This is a genomic window from Corynebacterium aurimucosum, assembly GCF_030408555.1.
Lineage (GTDB): Bacteria > Actinomycetota > Actinomycetes > Mycobacteriales > Mycobacteriaceae > Corynebacterium > Corynebacterium aurimucosum.
In genome coordinates, this window is sequence record NZ_CP047048.1 from 433,088 (window position 1) to 451,468 (window position 18,381).

14 protein-coding genes are annotated in these 18,381 nt (G+C 65.7%); 9 read left to right on the plus strand and 5 right to left on the minus strand.

Annotation, left to right across the window (positions count from 1 at the left end; genetic code table 11):
* Nucleotides 1-56 precede the first annotated feature (56 nt).
* Together CAURIM_RS02090 and CAURIM_RS02095 are read right to left on the minus strand one after the other, a co-directional pair.
* A complete protein-coding gene (locus tag CAURIM_RS02090; protein ID WP_236659330.1) occupies nt 57-1,514 on the minus strand; it encodes a GTPase in 1,458 nt (485 codons plus the stop codon).
* Nucleotides 1,507-3,219 carry a GTPase family protein gene (locus CAURIM_RS02095; protein ID WP_012714832.1) on the minus strand — a complete coding sequence of 571 codons (1,713 nt, stop codon included), beginning with the start codon at nt 3,217-3,219 and terminating at the stop codon, nt 1,507-1,509. Before CAURIM_RS02095 ends, CAURIM_RS02090 begins: the two co-directional genes overlap by 8 nt.
* 306 nt (nt 3,220-3,525) lie before the next feature.
* On the opposite strand from CAURIM_RS02095, the gene CAURIM_RS02100 reads away from it, so the two are divergent.
* The 6 genes from CAURIM_RS02100 to CAURIM_RS02125 are packed head-to-tail and all read left to right on the plus strand — an operon-like array spanning nt 3,526 to nt 9,546.
* Nucleotides 3,526-4,068 carry an FAD synthase family protein gene (locus tag CAURIM_RS02100; RefSeq protein ID WP_010189619.1) on the plus strand — a complete coding sequence of 181 codons (543 nt, stop codon included), beginning with the start codon at nt 3,526-3,528 and terminating at the stop codon, nt 4,066-4,068.
* Nucleotides 4,069-4,074: 6 nt separating this feature from the next.
* Nucleotides 4,075-4,836 carry a CDP-alcohol phosphatidyltransferase family protein gene (locus CAURIM_RS02105; protein ID WP_012714833.1) on the plus strand — a complete coding sequence of 254 codons (762 nt, stop codon included), beginning with the start codon at nt 4,075-4,077 and terminating at the stop codon, nt 4,834-4,836.
* Entirely contained in the window at nt 4,829-5,710 is an 882-nt protein-coding gene (locus CAURIM_RS02110) for a glycosyltransferase family 2 protein (protein ID WP_029158953.1), read from the plus strand. The genes CAURIM_RS02105 and CAURIM_RS02110 overlap by 8 nt, the downstream gene beginning before the upstream one ends.
* 48 nt (nt 5,711-5,758) lie before the next feature.
* Nucleotides 5,759-6,904, plus strand: coding sequence for a GumC domain-containing protein (locus CAURIM_RS02115; protein WP_010189613.1), 1,146 nt, complete (start codon nt 5,759-5,761; stop codon nt 6,902-6,904).
* A gap of 12 nt (nt 6,905-6,916) precedes the next feature.
* Nucleotides 6,917-8,239 (plus strand): glycosyltransferase family 2 protein, encoded by a 1,323-nt coding sequence (locus CAURIM_RS02120; protein WP_010189612.1) that lies wholly within the window; start codon nt 6,917-6,919, stop codon nt 8,237-8,239.
* Nucleotides 8,236-9,546 (plus strand): O-antigen ligase family protein, encoded by a 1,311-nt coding sequence (locus tag CAURIM_RS02125; protein ID WP_012714834.1) that lies wholly within the window; start codon nt 8,236-8,238, stop codon nt 9,544-9,546. Before CAURIM_RS02120 ends, CAURIM_RS02125 begins: the two co-directional genes overlap by 4 nt.
* A gap of 33 nt (nt 9,547-9,579) precedes the next feature.
* On the opposite strand, the gene CAURIM_RS02130 is transcribed toward CAURIM_RS02125, so the two are convergent.
* Entirely contained in the window at nt 9,580-10,356 is a 777-nt protein-coding gene (locus tag CAURIM_RS02130) for a hypothetical protein (protein WP_012714835.1), read from the minus strand.
* A gap of 118 nt (nt 10,357-10,474) precedes the next feature.
* On the opposite strand from CAURIM_RS02130, the gene CAURIM_RS02135 reads away from it, so the two are divergent.
* Genes CAURIM_RS02135 through CAURIM_RS02145 form a run of 3 tightly spaced genes read left to right on the plus strand, consistent with a single transcriptional unit; the run spans nt 10,475 to nt 16,464 of the window.
* A complete protein-coding gene (locus tag CAURIM_RS02135; RefSeq protein ID WP_201828695.1) occupies nt 10,475-12,061 on the plus strand; it encodes an oligosaccharide flippase family protein in 1,587 nt (528 codons plus the stop codon).
* A 53-nt stretch (nt 12,062-12,114) separates the two neighbouring features.
* Complete coding sequence (locus CAURIM_RS02140) at nt 12,115-15,696, plus strand: fibrinogen-like YCDxxxxGGGW domain-containing protein (protein WP_236659328.1); 3,582 nt, start codon at nt 12,115-12,117, stop codon at nt 15,694-15,696.
* Nucleotides 15,697-15,708: 12 nt separating this feature from the next.
* Nucleotides 15,709-16,464, plus strand: a complete 756-nt coding sequence (locus CAURIM_RS02145; RefSeq protein WP_201828694.1) for a WecB/TagA/CpsF family glycosyltransferase — start codon at nt 15,709-15,711, stop codon at nt 16,462-16,464.
* Nucleotides 16,465-16,703: 239 nt separating this feature from the next.
* On the opposite strand, the gene CAURIM_RS02150 is transcribed toward CAURIM_RS02145, so the two are convergent.
* Together CAURIM_RS02150 and CAURIM_RS02155 are read right to left on the minus strand one after the other, a co-directional pair.
* Nucleotides 16,704-17,126: a sugar transferase gene (locus CAURIM_RS02150; RefSeq protein ID WP_201828693.1), complete on the minus strand. Its 423-nt coding sequence runs from the start codon at nt 17,124-17,126 to the stop codon at nt 16,704-16,706.
* 12 nt (nt 17,127-17,138) lie between these two features.
* Nucleotides 17,139-18,331, minus strand: a protein-coding gene (locus CAURIM_RS02155; RefSeq protein ID WP_408909948.1) for an IS3 family transposase whose coding sequence is annotated in 2 segments (ribosomal slippage) — nt 17,139-18,049 and nt 18,049-18,331 — 1,194 coding nt in all. Because the reading frame shifts where the segments join, the coding sequence is not laid out codon by codon here.
* Between the last annotated feature and the right edge of the window lie 50 nt (nt 18,332-18,381).

Below are 18,381 nucleotides of genomic sequence, written 5' to 3' on the forward strand. Positions count from 1 at the left end.
GACAATCAAGGAACCGAAATCCGGGATTTGTGGGCCCTTCGTTGTCGTGAAATCCTTCAAGGCAACCGGTTCGCGTGTGGGGGGTTAGCGCGCGGCGGCGTGGATGTCGTCGAGGAATGCGCCGTATCTCGAGCGCAGTTCACTGAGCGGTTCGACGATGAGCTCCTGCGAGGTTGCGGCGATTTCCTTGCGCAGGGCGCGCCGGGGATGAAGGCCGCGGCGAGGTACCACAGCACGCCCACGAGGGCAGCGAGGAGTGCGAGCCACTGGATGAAGGTGAGGATGCCCCAGGCCTTCGAGGGCTGTGCGGGCAGGCGGGTGCGGGCGGCGGCGCGGTCGAGGGCATCGGGAAGCGTATCGGTGATGGACTCCGCGCGGTCGGCGACGGCATTGGCCCAGGCGGGGGAGAGGCCGTCCGCGGCGGCCGCGGCGTAGGAGCGCAGGCCCTTGTTGGCCCGGGCGCGGCCTGCCGCGTCGAGCGGCGGCAGGGAGGTGCGGTGCACACCCGTGTCGTCCGAGGCCTCGCGCAGGCCGAGGCGGCGCAGCGGGTCGGCGCGCAAGCGCAGCATCCAGGAGGTGAGCAGCCAGCCGGTGGTCTGGCCCAGGCGCTTGCGGTAGGCGGCAGCCGTCGCGGCGGCGAGGCGCTCGGCGCCAGCGGCGGTGGCGAGGTGTTCGTCGAGTTCCTTCTTGGCTTTCGCGGGCACGTCCTTGGGTGCGCGTTCGTCGGCCCACGCGGCGGTGACCGTGTCGAGGTCGGCCTCGATGCGGACGGTCTGCGCGTTGTGGGCCGCGGCGACCTTGGCGATGGCTGTGCGCAGGTCGTCGACGCCAAGGCCAGTCTTCGCGGAGGTGGGCACGACCTTGACCTTGGTGAGGCCGTCCTCGCGCAGGAGCTCGGCGAGGGAGTCGGCGATGGTGGGGACGTCGGCATCGGCAAGCTTGTCCGCTTTGTTGAGGACCGCGAGGGTGACCGCCGAGTGCGAGGCGTGCGGGCGGATGAAGTCGTCGTGGATGATGTTGTCCGCGTATTTTTCGGGGTCCGTGACCCAGACGAGGACGTCGACCTGGCCCGCGAGGCGCGTGGCGATCGCGCGGTTGGAGGCTTCGACTGAGTCGAAGTCCGGCAGGTCGAGGAGGATGAGCGGGCCGGCCTTGGGAGCGAAGTCGCCGAGGCGGTTGCGACGGTCTTCGACGTCGAGCCAATCGAGCAGCTCGGAGGAGCCCTCGGGGTGCCACACGGCGGCGAGCGGCGACGACGTGGTGGGGCGGCGTGGCGAGGAGGCGCCGAGATCCTCGCCGACCACGGCATTAAACAGCGAGGTCTTGCCGGAGCCGGTGGCACCAAAGAAGCCGACCACCGTGTGCTCGGCGGACAGCGCGCGCCGGGCGGCGGCGGACTCGCGGACGCGGGAGATGGCGGCGTGCTGCTCGGGCGTGAAGAACTCGCCGCCGGACTCGGCGGCGCGGTCGAGGGCGTCGAGACGCTCGGACAGGGAGTGGGAACGGTTAAACATTGCGGACCTCCTCGGTGGCGGCGGTGGCGGCCGCGCGCAGCTCGTCTGCGGAGGGGCCCTCCGTGAGCGGCGCGGTCACGGTGTTGTAGCGCTCGCGCTCGGAATCCATGAGTGCGCCGACGCGCTCGTCGAGGCGTTCGCGGGCGGCTTTGGCCATGCGACGCACGGTGTCCTCGCCGAAGATGGTCTCGAGCAGCTTCTGGCCCACGACGGCGGAGCCGCCAGCGATGGCGATCTCGCCGCCGGTAAGTCCCGCAGTCGAGGCGAAGACGACGACCATGAGCGCGACGGTCACGGCGTTAACACCCAGCGAGGCGAGACGCGCGGTCATGCGCTTGCCCGCGGCGTTTTCCTCGATGTCGGAGACGAGCTCGGCCTGCCATTCGCGCACGAGGAGGGCGGCGCGCTCGGAAATATCGGCGCTGGCGTGGGCGAGGCCTGGGGATGCGGCGGCGCGCAGCTCGGGCGCGGAGGACCCGAGGTACGACCACGCGCGGGCTGCGGCGGTCTCGGCGCCGTCGATGATGACGCCGTGGAGACCGGCTTCGATTTCGGTCTCGACCTCGCGTACAGGTGCGGGCTTGCCGGTGAAGAAGGATCCGATTCGGTCGAGGGTCGCAGAGAACCAGCGGTCGACCGCGCGGAAAGCATCCGAGGTGCCCACGAAGTCCTGCCAGCGGGCGAGGACCTCGGTGCGCAAGAGGTTGCCATCGCGGGTGACGTCCTCGACGTGGGCGCGGGCGTCGGCGTAGTGCCCGGCGACGACCTCGTCGATATGCGCGGCGAAGTCCGTGCGAGACTCTTGCTCCGCGGCGAGCGTCTCTGTGCCTGCGGCGACCTTGGCCAGGGCGCCTGCGACGGTGCGGGCGGCCAGCTGGTGGCGCGCGGCGGTATCGGCAGCCAAGCGCTCGAGGTACGCGCGCAGGTCGGCCGTGCGCGCGGCGGGCAGCAAGCCCTCGAGAGGACCTTGGTCCGGCACGACGAAAAACTCGGCACCGAGGTTGTGCTCGGCGAGCATGCGCTGCAGGTCCGCGGGGACGGTAGCGAGCGCGTCCTCGTCGACGCGGTTGAGGACCACGACGACCTCGATGTTGCGGGCAGCGGCGTCCTCGAGGAACTGCCACACGAGGTTATCGGCGTAGCGCGCTGGCGTCGTCACGAAGATCCACAGGTCCGCGGCGGCGAGGAGCTGCGAGGCGAGGGCGCGGTTCGTGTCGTCGATGGAGTCGAAGTCCGGCGCGTCGATGAGCGCGAGGCCCGCGGGCACGGCCTCGGTGGACACGATGCGCAACGTCGTCGCCTGTGGGTTCGCCTCGCCGTGCTCGCGCGCAAGCCCAGGCAGGACGTGCGGCGCGCCGAAGTACTCCGCGTCCGAAGGATGCGCGATAAGCGAGGGCTGCCGCGTCGTCGGGCGAATGACGCCTGACGTCGTTACCTCCTCGTGGAGCACACCGTTGACCAGCGTGGACTTGCCGGAGCCGGTGGAGCCGCCCACGACGGCGAGCAGCGGAGCGTCGAGGTTGGCCAGGCGCGGCGCGATATAGTCATCGACCTGATGGAGCAACGGCGCGGCGCCGGGCAGGGGCGAGGTCGCGAGGGCGGCGCGCAGGCGCTCGAGGCTCGGCAGGCCTGTCGCGTGCACCTCGGCGGCGCCGGAGTCGGCCGGGGAGGGAAATGGGCGAGAATTATCAGTCACGGGTTCCATTGTCGCAGTAATCGGTGCGCGGCGGGGGCGGCGGGGCAACGAGTGTGCAACGAACCGAGAACGAGAAATTCTTTTGGTGCGTCTTTTACTTTATTGCAATAAAGGCTACTGTGAATGAAACAGTTATATTTATCCCGAATTTCGGATTAATCTAATTTAGAAATTCCACGGCTTTGCGGATATCTTTCTCCGATATCCGCCCGGGACTTTGGAGCCTGGGCCGGGAAGGGAGAGAAGTCCCACGACTTCCGGCGCGCACCCAGTGCGCGCGCGAGCGCACGACCACGAAGAGAAAGCACGAACGCTGTGAACGACCACCACGCCGACCGCACTGCGACCACCCGCACCACCGTCGAGGAACTCCTCGCCGAACCTGCCCTCGAGTCCATCGTGGGCTATGTTCCAGGCGGCTTCGATATGCTCCACATCGGCCACCTCAACATTCTGCGCGCCTCGCGCAAGCTGTGCACCACGCTCATTGCCGGCGTGGCCACCGACGAGTCGCTCATTCGCATGAAGAACCGTGCTCCCATCGTCCCGCACGCTGAGCGCATGGAGCTCGTGCGCAGCTTGAGCTTCGTCGACGGCGTGATCGCCGACCATGACCAGGACAAGCGAGTCGCGTGGGAAGAAGTGCACTTTGACGTGCTCTTCAAGGGCGACGACTGGAAGGGTACGGAAAAGGGTGCGCGCCTGGAGGCTGAGCTCGCTGAGGTCGGTGCCCGCGTGGTCTACTTGCCGTACACGAAGTCGACCTCGTCGACGATGTTGCGTAAGTTCCTGGCCCACGAAATCGCGGAGCGCGACGTGGCGCTCACCGGCGCTGGTGCCGCACGGGAAGAGGCATAAGGACCGATGGCGACGACACAGTCTCGTTTTAGCTGGGCGATCGCGCAGCTTGACGCCGCGCAGAAGCCCGCGCAAGGCGTACCCGCGTATATGCGCTGGGTCAACCGGCGCGGTGCCCGCGTGATTGCGGCGCTGGGCTATCAGCTGCGCTGGACGCCGAACCAGGTCACGGCCATCTCCGCGTGCCTGTCGGTGGCGGGCATGCTCGTGCTCATCTTCGCGCCGTTTGCCGTGTCGACGGGCGTACTTGCTGCAGTCCTGCTCGCGCTGGGCTTCCTTTTTGACTCCGCGGACGGCCAACTGGCGCGCGTGTCCAAGCTGTCGTCGAAGTCGGGCGAGTGGGTTGACCACGTCGTCGACGCGTTTCGCTCGCCGCTCGTTCACGTGGCCGTGGCCATCGCGGTCACGGCCCACGAGGGCCCGTACTCATGGCTGGCCTTGGTGGCGCTCGGGTACTCCGTTGTGACGAGTGGGCAGTTCCTCAGCCAGATTCTTGCTGAGGCGCTGGTGCGCAAGGCAGGCGCGCAGCAGACTCGCGGCGGCAACCTGCGCTCGTGGATTTTGTTGCCTACCGACCCAGGTGTGCTGTGCTGGAGCTTTGTCTTCTGGGGCTGGGCGCCGGCCTTTGCCGTGGTCTACGGACTACTCGCCGCCGTCGCCGCGGCGCACTCTGCGGTTTCGCTCACGCGCCGTTTTAAAGATCTCTCGGCCGTCGACCGCGCCGCAGCGGAGCTTGCCGATGTCCCCTCTGGAGGTGCTCATGCCTAGGCTCAGCGTCCTCCTGCCGGCCCGCAACGCGCAGAACACCGTCGGTGAGGCGGTCTCCTCGACGCTGCGGGCCTTACCGCGCGACGCGGAGCTCGTCGTCCTCGACGACGGCTCCACTGACGCGACGGCGGCCCGCGCGGCGGACGCAGGCCGGGGCGATGCGCGTCTGCGTGTGGAATCCCAGCCGCCCTCTGGTGGCATCGCCGTAGCGCTGAACTGGCTTCTCGCGCACACGGACTCCGAGTTGGTGGGGCGCATGGACGCCGACGACATCACGCTGCCGTGGCGCTTCCGCAGCGCGCTGCCTGCACTCGGACGTGGCGCGGACATCGTGTTTAACCAGGTCCTCTACACCACAGGGGCGCGGACGCGTCCCGCGGTGCCACTGGGCATTACCCCGGCGGCGTTTGGCCTGCACCTGCTCCTGACGAATCCCGTCTCGCACCCAGCGATGGTTGCGACGCGTGCGGCACTCGACTCCGTACGCGGCTACCGCGCGGTGCCCGCCGAGGATTATGACTTGTGGATGCGCGCCGTCAGCGCGGGCTTCCGCCTGCGCCGCCTGGGCGTGTGGGGGCTCAAGTACCGCGTCCACCCGGATCAGATCACGGCGTCGACTACGTGGCGCAGCGCGTCCTGGGATAACGCGGACCAGGCGGAGGCTTTCGGGGACTTGAGCGCGGCGCTCGTAGGCGAGCGTCTCACCCGCATTGTCACCCTCGCGCAGCATGACGCCTCGACTCGCGAACGGGAACTGGCGCACTTCGCCGACCTCATTCGCACCGCTGGTCGCCGCCTAGGCCCCGTCCAGCACGCCGCCCTGGAACATCGCCTGCGTTCGCGTCTTGCGTGGGCGCGCGATATTTCTGCCTGACCTTATCATCTTTTCTGTCCGTCCCCTTTGATTGAGGATCGTAAATTCATGAACGACACCCGAAATGCCCCGTCTGACGCCGTGGGTTTTGACGTCTTGTGGGCTGCGCTCACCCAGCGCCCGCGGTGGATTGCCGTCGGCATCGTGGCGGGGCTCATCGCCGCGGCGGTGTACCTGGTGGTTACGCCGTGCAATTACGTGGCGAGTACCCAAGTCAACGTCGCCGCCGTGAGTGCCGACCCGCTGGTGGGGGACAAGGCGCCGTCGACGCTCGTGGACTTTTCCACGGAGCTGCAGATCGCCAAGTCTGCGGAGACGGCGCGCGCGGCGAAAGAAAAGCTCGGCGAGGACTGGACCACGGAGGAACTCCAGGGCGTGGAAGCGTCCGGTGATGCCGAGGGAACCGTGGTGACGTTGACATACGCGAACCCGGACGAGGACCGCGCTATCGTGGGCGCCGATGCCTTGGCAACGGCGTACCTGAGCCAGCGCGTAAGCCTGACCCGGGCCCGCGTGGAGGACACGAAGGCCTCTCTCGATGAGGCTATCGCGCGCTCCCAAGAAGATTTTGGTACCTCGACGAACGTCGTGCAGAAGGACATTTTGTCGCAACGTCTCGCTACGCTGCGCGACCGCCGGGCGGCTCTGAGCTACGTGAGCTTTGATGCTGGCAGTGTTATCGCCGCAGCAGGGGATAACCCGGTGTATCGCTCCCCGTCGCCGGTCAAGTTCCTCCTCGCGGGTGCGCTGGGCGGTCTCGTCTTCGGCGTCGTCCTTGCCTTATTGGCCTATACCTGGATGCGCCGCCCGCGCTCGATCGCGGATCTAGAGCGCGTCTTCCACGCGCCCGTGTTCATCGGCGTCGGCGCCGCGGGCGATGCCCAGCGCTGGGACCTCGCCGCCGCCCAAGCGGCGCACGCGACCCGCGGTGCCCAAGGTGTGACCGTGCTGCGTGATGGTGAGGACGCCGAGACCGTTGCGGCTGCAGACGCCGTTACACACGCCACAGGCGCTCAGATGCTCGCGGCCGACACCCACCGCGCTGAGCGGCTCGCCGCCGTACAACAGGGAACCGACGTGCTCCTCGTGGGCCCGGTGCGCTGGACCACGACGCAGTGCGCGGAGCTGCAGCGCGACCTCGCGAGCGTGGGCGTGACGCTGCGCGGCATCATTACGACCGCTGCGAAGCACTAAGGGAGGCCACGAATGACGCACTCCACCGTCCGCCCGGGCGCAGACAAGCCCGGCACGCCTGACCCTGCGGATATCGACGTGCTCGATATCGCACCTATCGCCATTGCGGTTTACGACCGCGGCACCGACACTCTGGAGATTCTCTCCGGTGATGAGAACGCCGAGCCTTCGTCCCACGAGGCCCGCGTGCTCATCCGCGAAGACGGACACACGCTGGGCTACCGCGAGGTCACTGGCAGTCCTTTTGTTCCGCTCGATGAGCAGGAGCTGCACCGCCTCGCCCAAGCCGAGGCCGCCGGCCTGCCTGGTGTCCAGCGCGCGTGGACGCAGGGTGCGGGCGCGGGGCTGAGCGCCAGCCTTATTCTGTGCACGATGGGCCGCAACCCGTTGCTCCCACGCGCCGTGGCGGCGGCGCTCGCGCAGACACACAACGACCTTGAGGTCATCGTCGTCGATAACGCGCCTGCTACGGGGGATACCCGCCGCGCACTGGCAGGCATCGAGGACCCGCGTTTGCGCATCGTCGACGAACCCCGGGGCGGCTTGTCCCATGCCCGCAACCGCGGCGTGGCAGCGGCCCAGGGCGAGATCATTGCGTTCAGCGACGATGACGCGCAGGTGCATCCGGAGTGGATGGCCAGCATCCTTGACGTCTTCGCCGCGGCCCCCGCCGGACAGATCGGCGCCGTGACCGGACCCGTCTTCCCCGCGCAGTTGCGCTATCCCTCGCAGTTCCTCTTTGAGGATCGCGGCGGTTTCCCCAAGCAAGTGCGCCCCACCGTCTGGGCCAGCGCCCCGCAACCCGCGGCGGTGCGTGCGTTGGGCGATCCGGGCGAAGGCGGCCCCTTCTTCCCCTTGACTACCGCGCGCGTCGGTGCCGGCGTCTCCATGGCGTATCCGCGTGCCGTCCTCTCCGAGATGGGCGAGTTCGACACCGCGTTGGGGGCCGGCAGCCTGACTAAGGGCGGCGAGGACCTCGATGCCTTCGCGCGTGTACTGCGTGCCGGTCGCGCCATCATCACAACGCCCGACGCGGTCGTTCACCACACCCACCGCGAGAACGTCGCCGGCCTAATCGCGCAGTCGTACGGCGATGGAACCGGCATGGCGGCGCTGCTCACCAAGGCGGTGACGCACCATCCCGCTGCGATCGCCTTGCTCGCACGCCGCATTCCGCGCATCCTGCGTCGCATCGCGCCGGGTTCGGAGCGCGTCCAAGGCAATGCGGGCAGCGGCTTGCCGATGCCCCCTCAGTTGCTGCGCCAAGAAATCCGAGGTTTCCTGCGTGGACCTGTTCTCTACGCGCAGGCCCGGTGGGCGACGAGGGCGTCATGAGCACGGGCGCGCACGACGCAGCGCGCCTGCCTGCTTGGCCGTTGCTCGCTCCGTTTGCCGCGTACGCGCTGTGGTGGCTGCTGGGAGTAGGAGACTTCATCTGGATTGTGGCCGCGGCCGTCATGGTCGTCACGTGGTTCGGCCGCCGGGAACTCGTTGCCGCAGTCCCGATTATTATCTGGGCGTTGTTTTTGCTGTGGGTCGTTGCTTCGGTGCCGTTCAACGACACCCCGGGGCGCATCATCGGCGCGGTCTACCGCCTGTTGCTCTATGCCTCGGCCGGCGTCTTCGCAGTCCACGTCTACTCGGCGCGGGGGAGTCTGCCGGCGCACCGCGTGACGCGGGCGATGGTGTGGTTCCTCGTGGGCATGACCGCATGCGGTTACCTCGCGATGGCAGCGCCTGAACTCGTTATCCGCACGCCCACGTCGTATGTGACCCCGGGCTTCCTTAAACACAACGACCTCATCGCGGACATGGTCATCCGTCGCACTTCGCAGTGGAACCCGAATGCCTGGGTCGCCCAGGACGTTCGCCCGGCCGCGCCCTTCCTCTATGCGAATACGTGGGGTAACGTGTATTCCCTCGTCTTGCCCTTGGTGCTGCTCCACGCGTGGTTCGTGCGCAACAGCCCTCGCATGTGGGGCGTGCTGGCCATCGCGCTGGTGAGTCTGCCACCGGCCTTGGCGACGCTCAACCGCGGCATGTTTATCGGACTGGGCGTTGTCGCCGTGTGGGTGGGCTTTCAGGCTCTGCGGCGTGGCGCCATGCGCGCGGTGGGCAGCGCCGCACTGGGGCTCGTCCTCATCGCGACGGCGTGGTATTTCTCGCCCCTGGGCGCGAGCTTCTTTAACCGCGTCTCCACGACGAACTCCACGGACGACCGGTGGGCGCTCTACCGCACGACGTGGGCTCGCACGCTCGAGTCCCCGCTCTTCGGCTTTGGTTCTCCGCGCCCGGCGGAATATCCCTGGCTGCCGTCGCTCGGTACCCAGGGTCAGCTGTGGACCGTGCTGTTTTCCCATGGCATCGTTGGTCTCGTGCTGTTCCTACTGCCCTTCGTGCTGGGTTGGATTGCGCTCATGCCGTGCCGTGACCCTGCGGGAGCCGTCCTTGGCGGTGTTCTGCTCGCCACGCTCGTGGAGACCTTCTTCTACGGCATGATGACAGGCGTGCTGGTTTCGCTCGTGGTGCTGGGCCTGGGGCTTCGCCACCGCGCCGCCGAGACCCAGAATCCCCTCCATCCTGCATCCCGGCGCACCGCCGCGGCGTCGGCGTCTCGGGCGGCATCCGCGCGGGCTCGCTAGCGGTGCGAGCCGTAAGCGAGGCGTGTCACGCGTCTAGCAGCGTGGATCGTCCGGGAAGCTCGTCTTCATCAGCTTCCACTGGCCGTCGACGCGCTCGAAGGTGAGCAACGTGATCGAGCGACGTTCGCTCGCCGGCAGGTTCGGGGTGATATCCGTGCCGTCGGCGTCGAAGGTACGCACCCCGGAATTGTCCACACAGGCGCGCACCACGCGCGTCGTGCCGTCCGAGGCGCCCTCGTCGGCAGGCGCCAGTGCGACGGCCTCCACGACCTCACCGGTGCCTTCTCGGCGCCAGCCATTGGACTCGTATTCGATGCGCTGGTTCTCCGCGTCCTCGAGCGCGTCGGCACCCAGGGCCTCGGAGGCGCGTGCCGGTAGCGCCTCGCTCGGGTTCGTAAGGGCTTCTTGCCCTGCGGCGAGGGCCGCACCGACGCCCTGCGCATCAAGCCCCGCGGGCATCTCCATCGTCGCGGTGGGAGAGTGCGGTGCTGCAGCGCGGCCAGCACGCGGCGTGTCCTTCGCGTCCCCGTCGGACGAGCCGCCGCGGCGTCCCGACCCTAGCTCCTTCGCGGCATCGGTAGTTTCTGCCGCACCAGATGTAGGTGCCTGCGAGGTCGATGACGCGGACGCCGAGCGTGTTTCTTTGGTGCTTTCAGTGGCCAAGGCCGGCGCATCCGTGGCGGTGTTCTCGTCCGCCTCGTCCTTGCTACAGGCAACGAGGCTAGCGACCAAGGCAATTCCGACGCTTGTCGAGAAACCTTTTCGCAAAAAACCTTGCCGACCATGAAAAGAGTATTTAAAATCCCGCATGATTCTTATTTTATCCAGACATCCTATAGGGTGTTAATGAGATGAATGTACAGGAATCTAGAAAGAAATAGAACTGGCTTATTGATAGCTATTAAAAAGCCGTAGAAAGTGAAAGTATATGAGCGCACCAAGAGCTGGCGCAGAGACCGCGGCTAACGACCGTGCGCACGACGCGTCCGCAGCGACGGCGGCGGCAGAGAACTCGGGCTCACAGCAGCGCGAACTCGCCCGCGGCGGAGCCTTAAGCTTTGTCGGATCGGCGACCAGCGCAGCCTTGGGTTTTGTCCTCACCATCGTCATTTCGCGACTTTTTGGTGCGGCACACGCGGGAATTATTTTTCAGGCTACTGGTGCGTTTTCCGTCGTCCTTGCCTTTGCCAAATTCGGGCTGGATTCGACGTCAAATTACCTTCTTCCCCGCGTAAAGATCGACGATGCGCGGCAGGTTCGCCCTGTCGTCTACGGCTTCCTTATCATTGCGGTGGCCGTGAGTCTGGTGCTCGTTGTTGCACTGGAGATCGCCGCGCCCTTATTGTGGACTGACAACCCCGAGGTCGCGCGCTCGGTGCGCGTGATTGCGCTCTTTATTCCTTTCGGCTCTGTATTTCTCATCCTTGCTGCCATCCTGCGTGCCCTGGGCTCAGTGCGCGACTACGTGATGGTGGCAAATATCGGCCTTCCCGTCCTGCGTCCGCCTTTCATCGCCGTCGTGGCGGTAGCGGGTGGCGCGGCGGTGGCGGCATCGGCGGCGTGGGCACTGCCCATGGCGCTCATGGCGGTGGCGGCAGCCGTGCTAGTGCTGCGGCGCCTACGCCGTATCGAAGAGGTTCATGGTGCCTCGGAGCGTGCGCTGCCGCGCGCGAGCCAGGTCCGTGAGGTCTTCGGGTTTGCGGTCCCGCGCACGCTGTCCGCGGGACTGGAACAGGCCATTGTGTGGTTCGACGTGTTGCTTGCCGGCTGGCTTCTTAGCGACCACGCGGCAGGCATCTACGCCGGCGCCTCCCGCTTCGTTCAAGCCGGCTTGCTTGTCGATGCCGCGCTGCGCGTCGTCGTTTCCCCGCAACTGTCCGCATTGCTGCACCGCGGCGAGATGTCGCGTACCCGCGAGCTTTACCTCACCGCCACGATGTGGCTCGTGCTCATTGGCACGCCGGCGTACGTGTTTTTGGGCTTCTTCGCGCCGATCTTCCTCGGGCTGCTGGGCCCTGAGTTCCGCGAGGGCGGAACGGCGCTGGCGGTTCTTGCGGCAGGCGTGGCCGTGACGTTCTTGGCGGGCAATATCCACTCGCTGCTCGTTATGAGCGGCCGCAGTGGATGGGCCGCGTTCAACAAGCTCGTCGTCTTGGCCGTCAACGTCGGCGCGAATTTCGTGCTCATGCCGCGCTACGGGATCATCGGCGCCGCCGTGGCGTGGTCCGCTTCGATGGTGCTTGATGCGCTCATGGCCGCCGTCGAGGTCAAGGTCTTTCTGGGCATTGCGCTCACGGCGCGGGAGGTTCTTGCCCCCGTCGCCGTGGTGCTCGGCACGCTTGGCCTCGCTTCCGGTGTGGCGGTGTGGCTGGGTGGCCAGAGCCTGTGGGCGCTCCTCGGGGCGCTTGCGGTCGGCGGTGCTGCGTATATCGCAGTGTGCTGGCGGTGGCGCGCGCTGCTACGCCTTGGAGCGCTGGGCGAGCTCGTCGCCGCCAAACAAGGAAAGCGCTCGTGACTTGGCGCCTCGGTGCCGCTTTCGCAGCGAAACACAACTTTAGAAAGAACTCCATGTCTCACTCACGATTTTCGCTTCTCGCCGCAGCGGTTGCGCTGTGCGCCGGTATCCTCGCGCCCGTCGCAGGCGCGCAGGAGCCGGCGCCGAGTCCAGCGGCACAAGACACCCCGGCCGTCGTCACGCGGGACGGGTCCAGCCCGGACCGAGCTGCCGCGTCCTGTTGGGCTATTAAACAAGACAACCCTGATGCCAAGAACGGCTCCTACTGGCTGCTCACCCCGCAGATGGAGGCGCCGCAGGAATTCTTCTGCGATCAGGAAATGGACGGTGGCGGCTGGGTCATGATTGGTCGCGGCCGCGAAGGTTGGGACCGTTACCCCGCAGGCCAAGGCGATATTTCCGCGCTCACTAGCCGTGATCGCACCCCGGCGGACTTCGCTCCGGCGCAGCTGCCCACCAAGACCATCGATGGTCTGCTGAGCGGCCAGCACATCAACGAGTTGGACGAGGGTATGCGCGTCGTGCGTGCCACCAATAACTCCGGTACGCGCTGGCAGACCGCGGATATCAAACCGCAGCGCATGGAGAACTGGTCGTGGGCGCTTTCCGCCGAGGACCCGGCGCTCTTCCGTTTCGATAATGGGCCCTTGTGGTACCGCGCAGACCGTACGGACAGGTTCATGGGCAACGCCATCGGCCTGCGCGGCATAGATATTTCCACCACGCGGGCCCGGCAATACAAGATCGGCTTCGGCTATGGCCCGTGGAAAAGGGTCGGCCGTACGGGGGCTGACTCATTTATTTGGAGCACGAATGGATATGCCGCGCTGCCGTACGCGGAGCTGTATCTGCGCCCGCAGCTGAGCAACGCCGATGCCGGATTTGAGCCCATCCCGGATGCCGGCCTCGACGAGGTAACGAATTCCGCAGTCGTCTCGAGCTTCTCGTCGCCCACGCAGTGGGGCGTGACAGGTAACCTGACCGGCCGTAGCACCGAGGGTAACGCCCCCGTGCAGGCCTTTGCGCAAAAAGACGACACCGTCTTCGTGGGCGGCAATTTCACGGCGGCAGAAAACCACGCGACGGGCGAGTCCCTCCCGCGCACCGCGGTCGCCGCGTTCGACGCCACCACGGGTGAGGTCCGCCGCGACTTTGCCGTGGATCTCGACGGTCAGGTCAAGGCTCTCCTCGTTCTGCCCAACGGCAAGCTGCTTATCGGCGGTGATTTCCTGCGCGCCGGCGGCGAAGAGCACCGCGGCACCGTCCTCGTGGATCCGAAGACGGGCGCTATCGATGCATCGTGGACGCTCAACGTCGTCTCGCGTCTGCGCGACGGCATTATCAGCGTCAAGGCGCTGTCTCTCTCCGGGGACCATGTTTACCTCGGCGGTAAGTTCACCCACCTCACCAGCGGCGGCGACAATTACATCTACGCGCGTTCCGCAGGCCGCGTGAGCCTGGACGGCGTGCCGGACCGCTCGTGGAATCCCGAATTCAACGGCACCGTGGTGGACACGGACGTCTCGGCTGACGGCGGGCGTTTCTACGCGGCGGGCTACTTCACGAAGTCCGTGGACAACCCGGTGAACAAAGCAGCGGTCCTCACCACGGCCGCAGGTGCCGCTCCGGCCGTGGACTTCCAGTTCCAGGCCAGCGACACCAGCGCCACCTACCAGCAAGCCATCGAGGATTCTGGCGAGCTCGTCTTCATTGGCGGCGCCCAGCACTCCCTCTTCGGTTACGAGCCGCAGAGCATGAACCGCGTCTCTGGCTCCATCATGAGCTCCAACGGCGGCGACGTGCAGACTATCGCTTCCAACGGCGAGGTCACCTACGCCAGCTGCCACTGCAATGAGAACGCCTACCAGGATTCCTACTCGTGGCCGACGCTGAGCGAGTCCCGCACCCGCATCGACAACATCCAGTGGGTCGGTGCCTGGGACGCCAAGACCGGCAAGCAGCTGGGCGAGTTCTCACCGTACATGCTGGGGTCGAACAACGGCGGCGGCTGGTCGCTGTTCATCGCGGAGGACGGCGCGCTGTGGGCTGGCGGCGACTTCACCGGTTCCCGCACGAATCTCACCACAGCACAGTGGAACGGCGGCTTCGTCCGCTACCCGGCCCAGGACCGCGAGGCTCCCCGCGTGCCGGATAAGGTCACCTTCAACCAATCTACTGCGAAGACCGTCGGCCTGACCTGGGCTGAGGCTTCCGATGCCGCCAGCTACGAGGTCTTGCGTGACGACCGCGTCGTCGCGACGTCGATCAGCCCGCGCGCCACCGTGCCGCGCGGTGGCGATGACCGCTACTTCGTCCGAGCAGTGGACGAGGCGGGCAACCGTTCCGCGACGACCCACGTGGCCGTCGCGCCGGAGGCAGGTTCGCTCGGCTACGACGACCCTCAGCTCATCGCCGCGGGCGCGGACTGGCAGTACTCCTATAACCAGGGCGCGCCGGACGCTGCGTGGAATACCACCGAGGGCACGCGCGACGGATGGCAGGCGGGTGCTGCGCCGCTGGGTTACGGCGGCGCGGATCTCGGCACCGAATTCCAGACGCCGGCCGCGGCACAGCGCCCCGTCACCGCGTGGTTTGCGCATCTCTTCGACGTCGCGGACCCGACAGCGTTTACGACGGCGACGCTTAAGGTCATTGCCGATGATGGCGCTGTGGTCTACGTCAATGGCCACGAGGTCGGACGCGTCCGCATGGACGAGGGCGACGTGAAGGACACCACCCGCGCGAATGCCGTGGTCTCCGCCGCGCGCGCCGCAGAGGAGCGCACGACGATCGACATCCCGTCCTATTACTTGAAGCCCGGCGAAAATATCGTCGCTGTGGAAACCCACCTCAATTACAAGTCCAGCCCGTCCCTGACTTTCGACGCGTCGTTGCTCGTCACGGATTCGGCACCGGCCACCATCACGGAGATTCCGGTGGACCGCAGCGAGCTCATCGCCGCGGGCGCGGACTGGCGCTACTCCTACGCTGCCGATGCCCCCGCCGAGGATTGGGCCACCACCCTCGACGTCGCAGACTGGAACGAGGACGCCGCTCCCATCGGCTGGGGTGCTGGTGACGTTGCCACGCCGTTGACCTACGCCGCGAACACCGCGTACTTCGTTAACGACATTGAGCTCTCTGAGGACGACCTCGCCGCCTTGCGTGAACAACACGGCGACGACGCGGTGGTGCGTCTCGAGGTCCGGGCCGACGATGCCGCGCTTGTGCGACTCAACGGCGAGGAAGTCGGCCGCGTCCGCTTGGGCGAGCCTCGGTCTGAGGTCGCCCACACCGCGTATGCGGATAGCTCCGTGAGCGCGTCGGTTGCCGCGCGCGACCGCTATGTCGTCGAGGTTCCGCTGTCGCGCTTCCATGCGGGCAGCAACCGCCTGGCCGTCGAAACCCACCTCAATTATAAGTCGGCTCCGTCCTTCGTCTTCGACCTCAGCGCCACGGTCACCGAGCCCTCGGGCGATCCCGCCCTCGCCGCGCTGGCCGAAGCCGCCGCGGACCTCGCCGAGGATTCCGTCGCAGAAGCCGATGACGATGCCGCAGAAGCCGAGCTCACTGACGATGCCGCTGCCGACGACGTTGACGCTGCAGCTTCTGCAGACGCAGACGCGGAACAATAAGGAGAATCCCGCATGACGTATAACAGCACCACCGACCGCGTCCCGTCCAGCGCGGGCGCATCACCTGCACCGGATCCGGCCGTGGCGGAGTTCGCTCGGCGCATCGCACGACCCGGCGCCGTGGTCACATGGCTTAACCACTGGTCGGTGCAGCAGGCGCAGTGGTCTGCGCTCGAAACCATGACGGACATCGGCATCGACGGCACGCTGCTTCAGCTCATGCTGGCGCGTTGCGGCATGGACATGGGCCGCACCTCGGCCGACCTCGTCCTTCCGGTCCTGTTTCGTGACGTCCTCGAGCCGGACCAGCGCATTGCGTTCATCGGCTCCGCGCCGGGCGTGGCGACGCGGGCGGCGGAGCGCATCGGCGGGCACCAGACCTGCGCCTTCGACGGCTACGGCGAGCTCAAGGAGCTGCGCCGCGATCCGTCGCAGCTGCGCGCCTGGCGTCCCGACGTCGTCGTGCTGGGCCTAGGCGCACCGCTGCAAGAGGAAGTCGCTGCCGAGCTGCACGTTGCGCTGCCCGAAGCCATCGTGTGTACCGCCGGTGGCTGGATCGATCAGCTGGCCGCCAATGAGCAGTACTTCCCGGTGTGGGTCCACAAGTACCGCCTAGGCTGGGCGTGGCGCATAGCGCACGAGCCGCGCCGACTCATCGGCCGCTACACCGTCGATGCAGTCGGCTTCCTGCGCCGCCTGCCGCGCATCGTGTCTGACCTTCGGGTGCTGCCCCACAAGGCCGACGCCACGGGCTTCCACCGCGGCTAAATCCCTCACGCACAAGAGCCTGGCTCCAGCAAATGCTGGAGCCAGGCTTTTTCTCTGCCGTCAGTTTTCTGTCGCCAGCAGCCTTGCTGCGTTGGCGAGCGCGCCGGCCCGCCGCGGCTCCTCGGGCCTGCGCGCCGTGACTGCCGTGGCGCATATGGCATGAGCGACGAAAGAGCTCCCTCTGCGGCCGTCAGGGAGTGAGAACACCGCAGGGGGAGCTAAGTGGCGAAGAAGGCGGTTTAGTACGCGCCTTCTTGCGTGGCAAGCACCTTGAAGGTGCGGAAGAAGATCATGATGTCCATGCCGAACGAACGCTCAGCACAGTAGCGCAGGTCCAGGTTGATGGAGTCTTCCCACGACAAGGTGGAACGCCCCATAACCTGCCACAGGCCCGTGATTCCCGGCTTGGCGTTGAACTTGCCCAGCTCACGCGGGGTGAACTTGGCGACCTCGCGCGGCAGCGGCGGGCGCGGTCCGATAAGCGACATGCGGCCGGTGAGCACGTTGAAGAGCTGTGGCAGTTCGTCGAGGCTTGTGCGGCGCAAGAAGCGGCCCACGCGCGTGATGCGCGGGTCGTCCTGCAGCTTGAAGAGCACCTCGTTGCCAGCGTTGCCTGCGGAGGCTTGGGCGGCGAGGGGGCCTGACCCCCGGAAAGTAGACACGTCGGGGGTTAGCTATGCTGCTTGGGTCAGTGTAGCTGATGTGAGTGCTTCGAAGTCATCGGGGGCTAGAAGGTTGCACCAGGAGTGCCGTCTGCGCGTGTTGTAGCGCATGCACCATCGGAAGACTTCTTGGCGGCAGATGATGGGATTGTCAAAAACTTTCCTATCTCGCAGAACTTCACGCTTTAAAGTGGCGTTAAACGATTCTGCCAGGGCATTATCGGCACTCGTTCCCACTGCTCCCATGGATTGGCGAACACCAAGTTGGGTGCAGTGGTCTTGAAAAGCCTGTGAGGTGTACACACTGCCATGATCAGAATGGAAAATTACCCCTTTAAGGCTTCCGCGAACCTTGCTGGCATGGGACAAAGCTTCGATAACCAGCGATACCCGCATGTGATCGGCGAGCGCATGACCGACAAGTTTGCGCGAGTAGACGTCGATGACTGTGGCAAGGTACATGTTCTTGCCTCCCTTACACGGCAGGTAGGTGATATCGCCTACATACACCTGGTTCGGCTTATCAGCGGTGAATTTGCGGCCTACTAAATCTGGCATGACTCGATGACCAGGCTTGCGCCTGGTAGTGACACATCGACGTTGTTTGGTAAAGCCTTTTAGCCCCATGGATTTCATAATGCGTGCGACCTTCTTGTGATTGATCGGAGGAAAGTCCGTATCGGCTTTAAGGCTTGCAGCGATGCGTTTAGCACCATAAAGCCCGTGCTCATCATCGAAGATGCTCTTGATTCGTGCACCAATAAGAGCATCCGAACACATCTTTAACCTGCGTTTTTCGCGGGTGTTGACCCATTTGTAGAACGAGGAGCGATTGAGCTTTAACACGTGGCACATCCGCTTGACCGAGTACTCGGTTCGATGGTCATAGACAAACTGGAAGCGGATTACCAGCGTGTCTCTTCGGCAAAATATTTCGCGGCCTTACGCAGGATATCGCGTTCTTCACGAAGCTTAGAGACTTCTTTTTCTAGCTGACGGATTCGTTCAGAATCAGTCGTCGCCTGTGCCTTGTCGCGCATGCTTTTTGTGCGGACACGCTTGCCGGTGCCGTACTGCTTAAGCCAGGAATAAAGTGAGGAACGATTGATTCCTAGCTCTGCTGAAGCCGCGTGAAGTGAGAGGTCCTCATTGTTTTCGTAGAGGGCCACAGCATCACGTTTGAACTGTTCGGAGTACCTAGGCATGGTGGTAGATTACCTTTCTTCCCAACCCAACAGGGCTGGATATCAGGTGT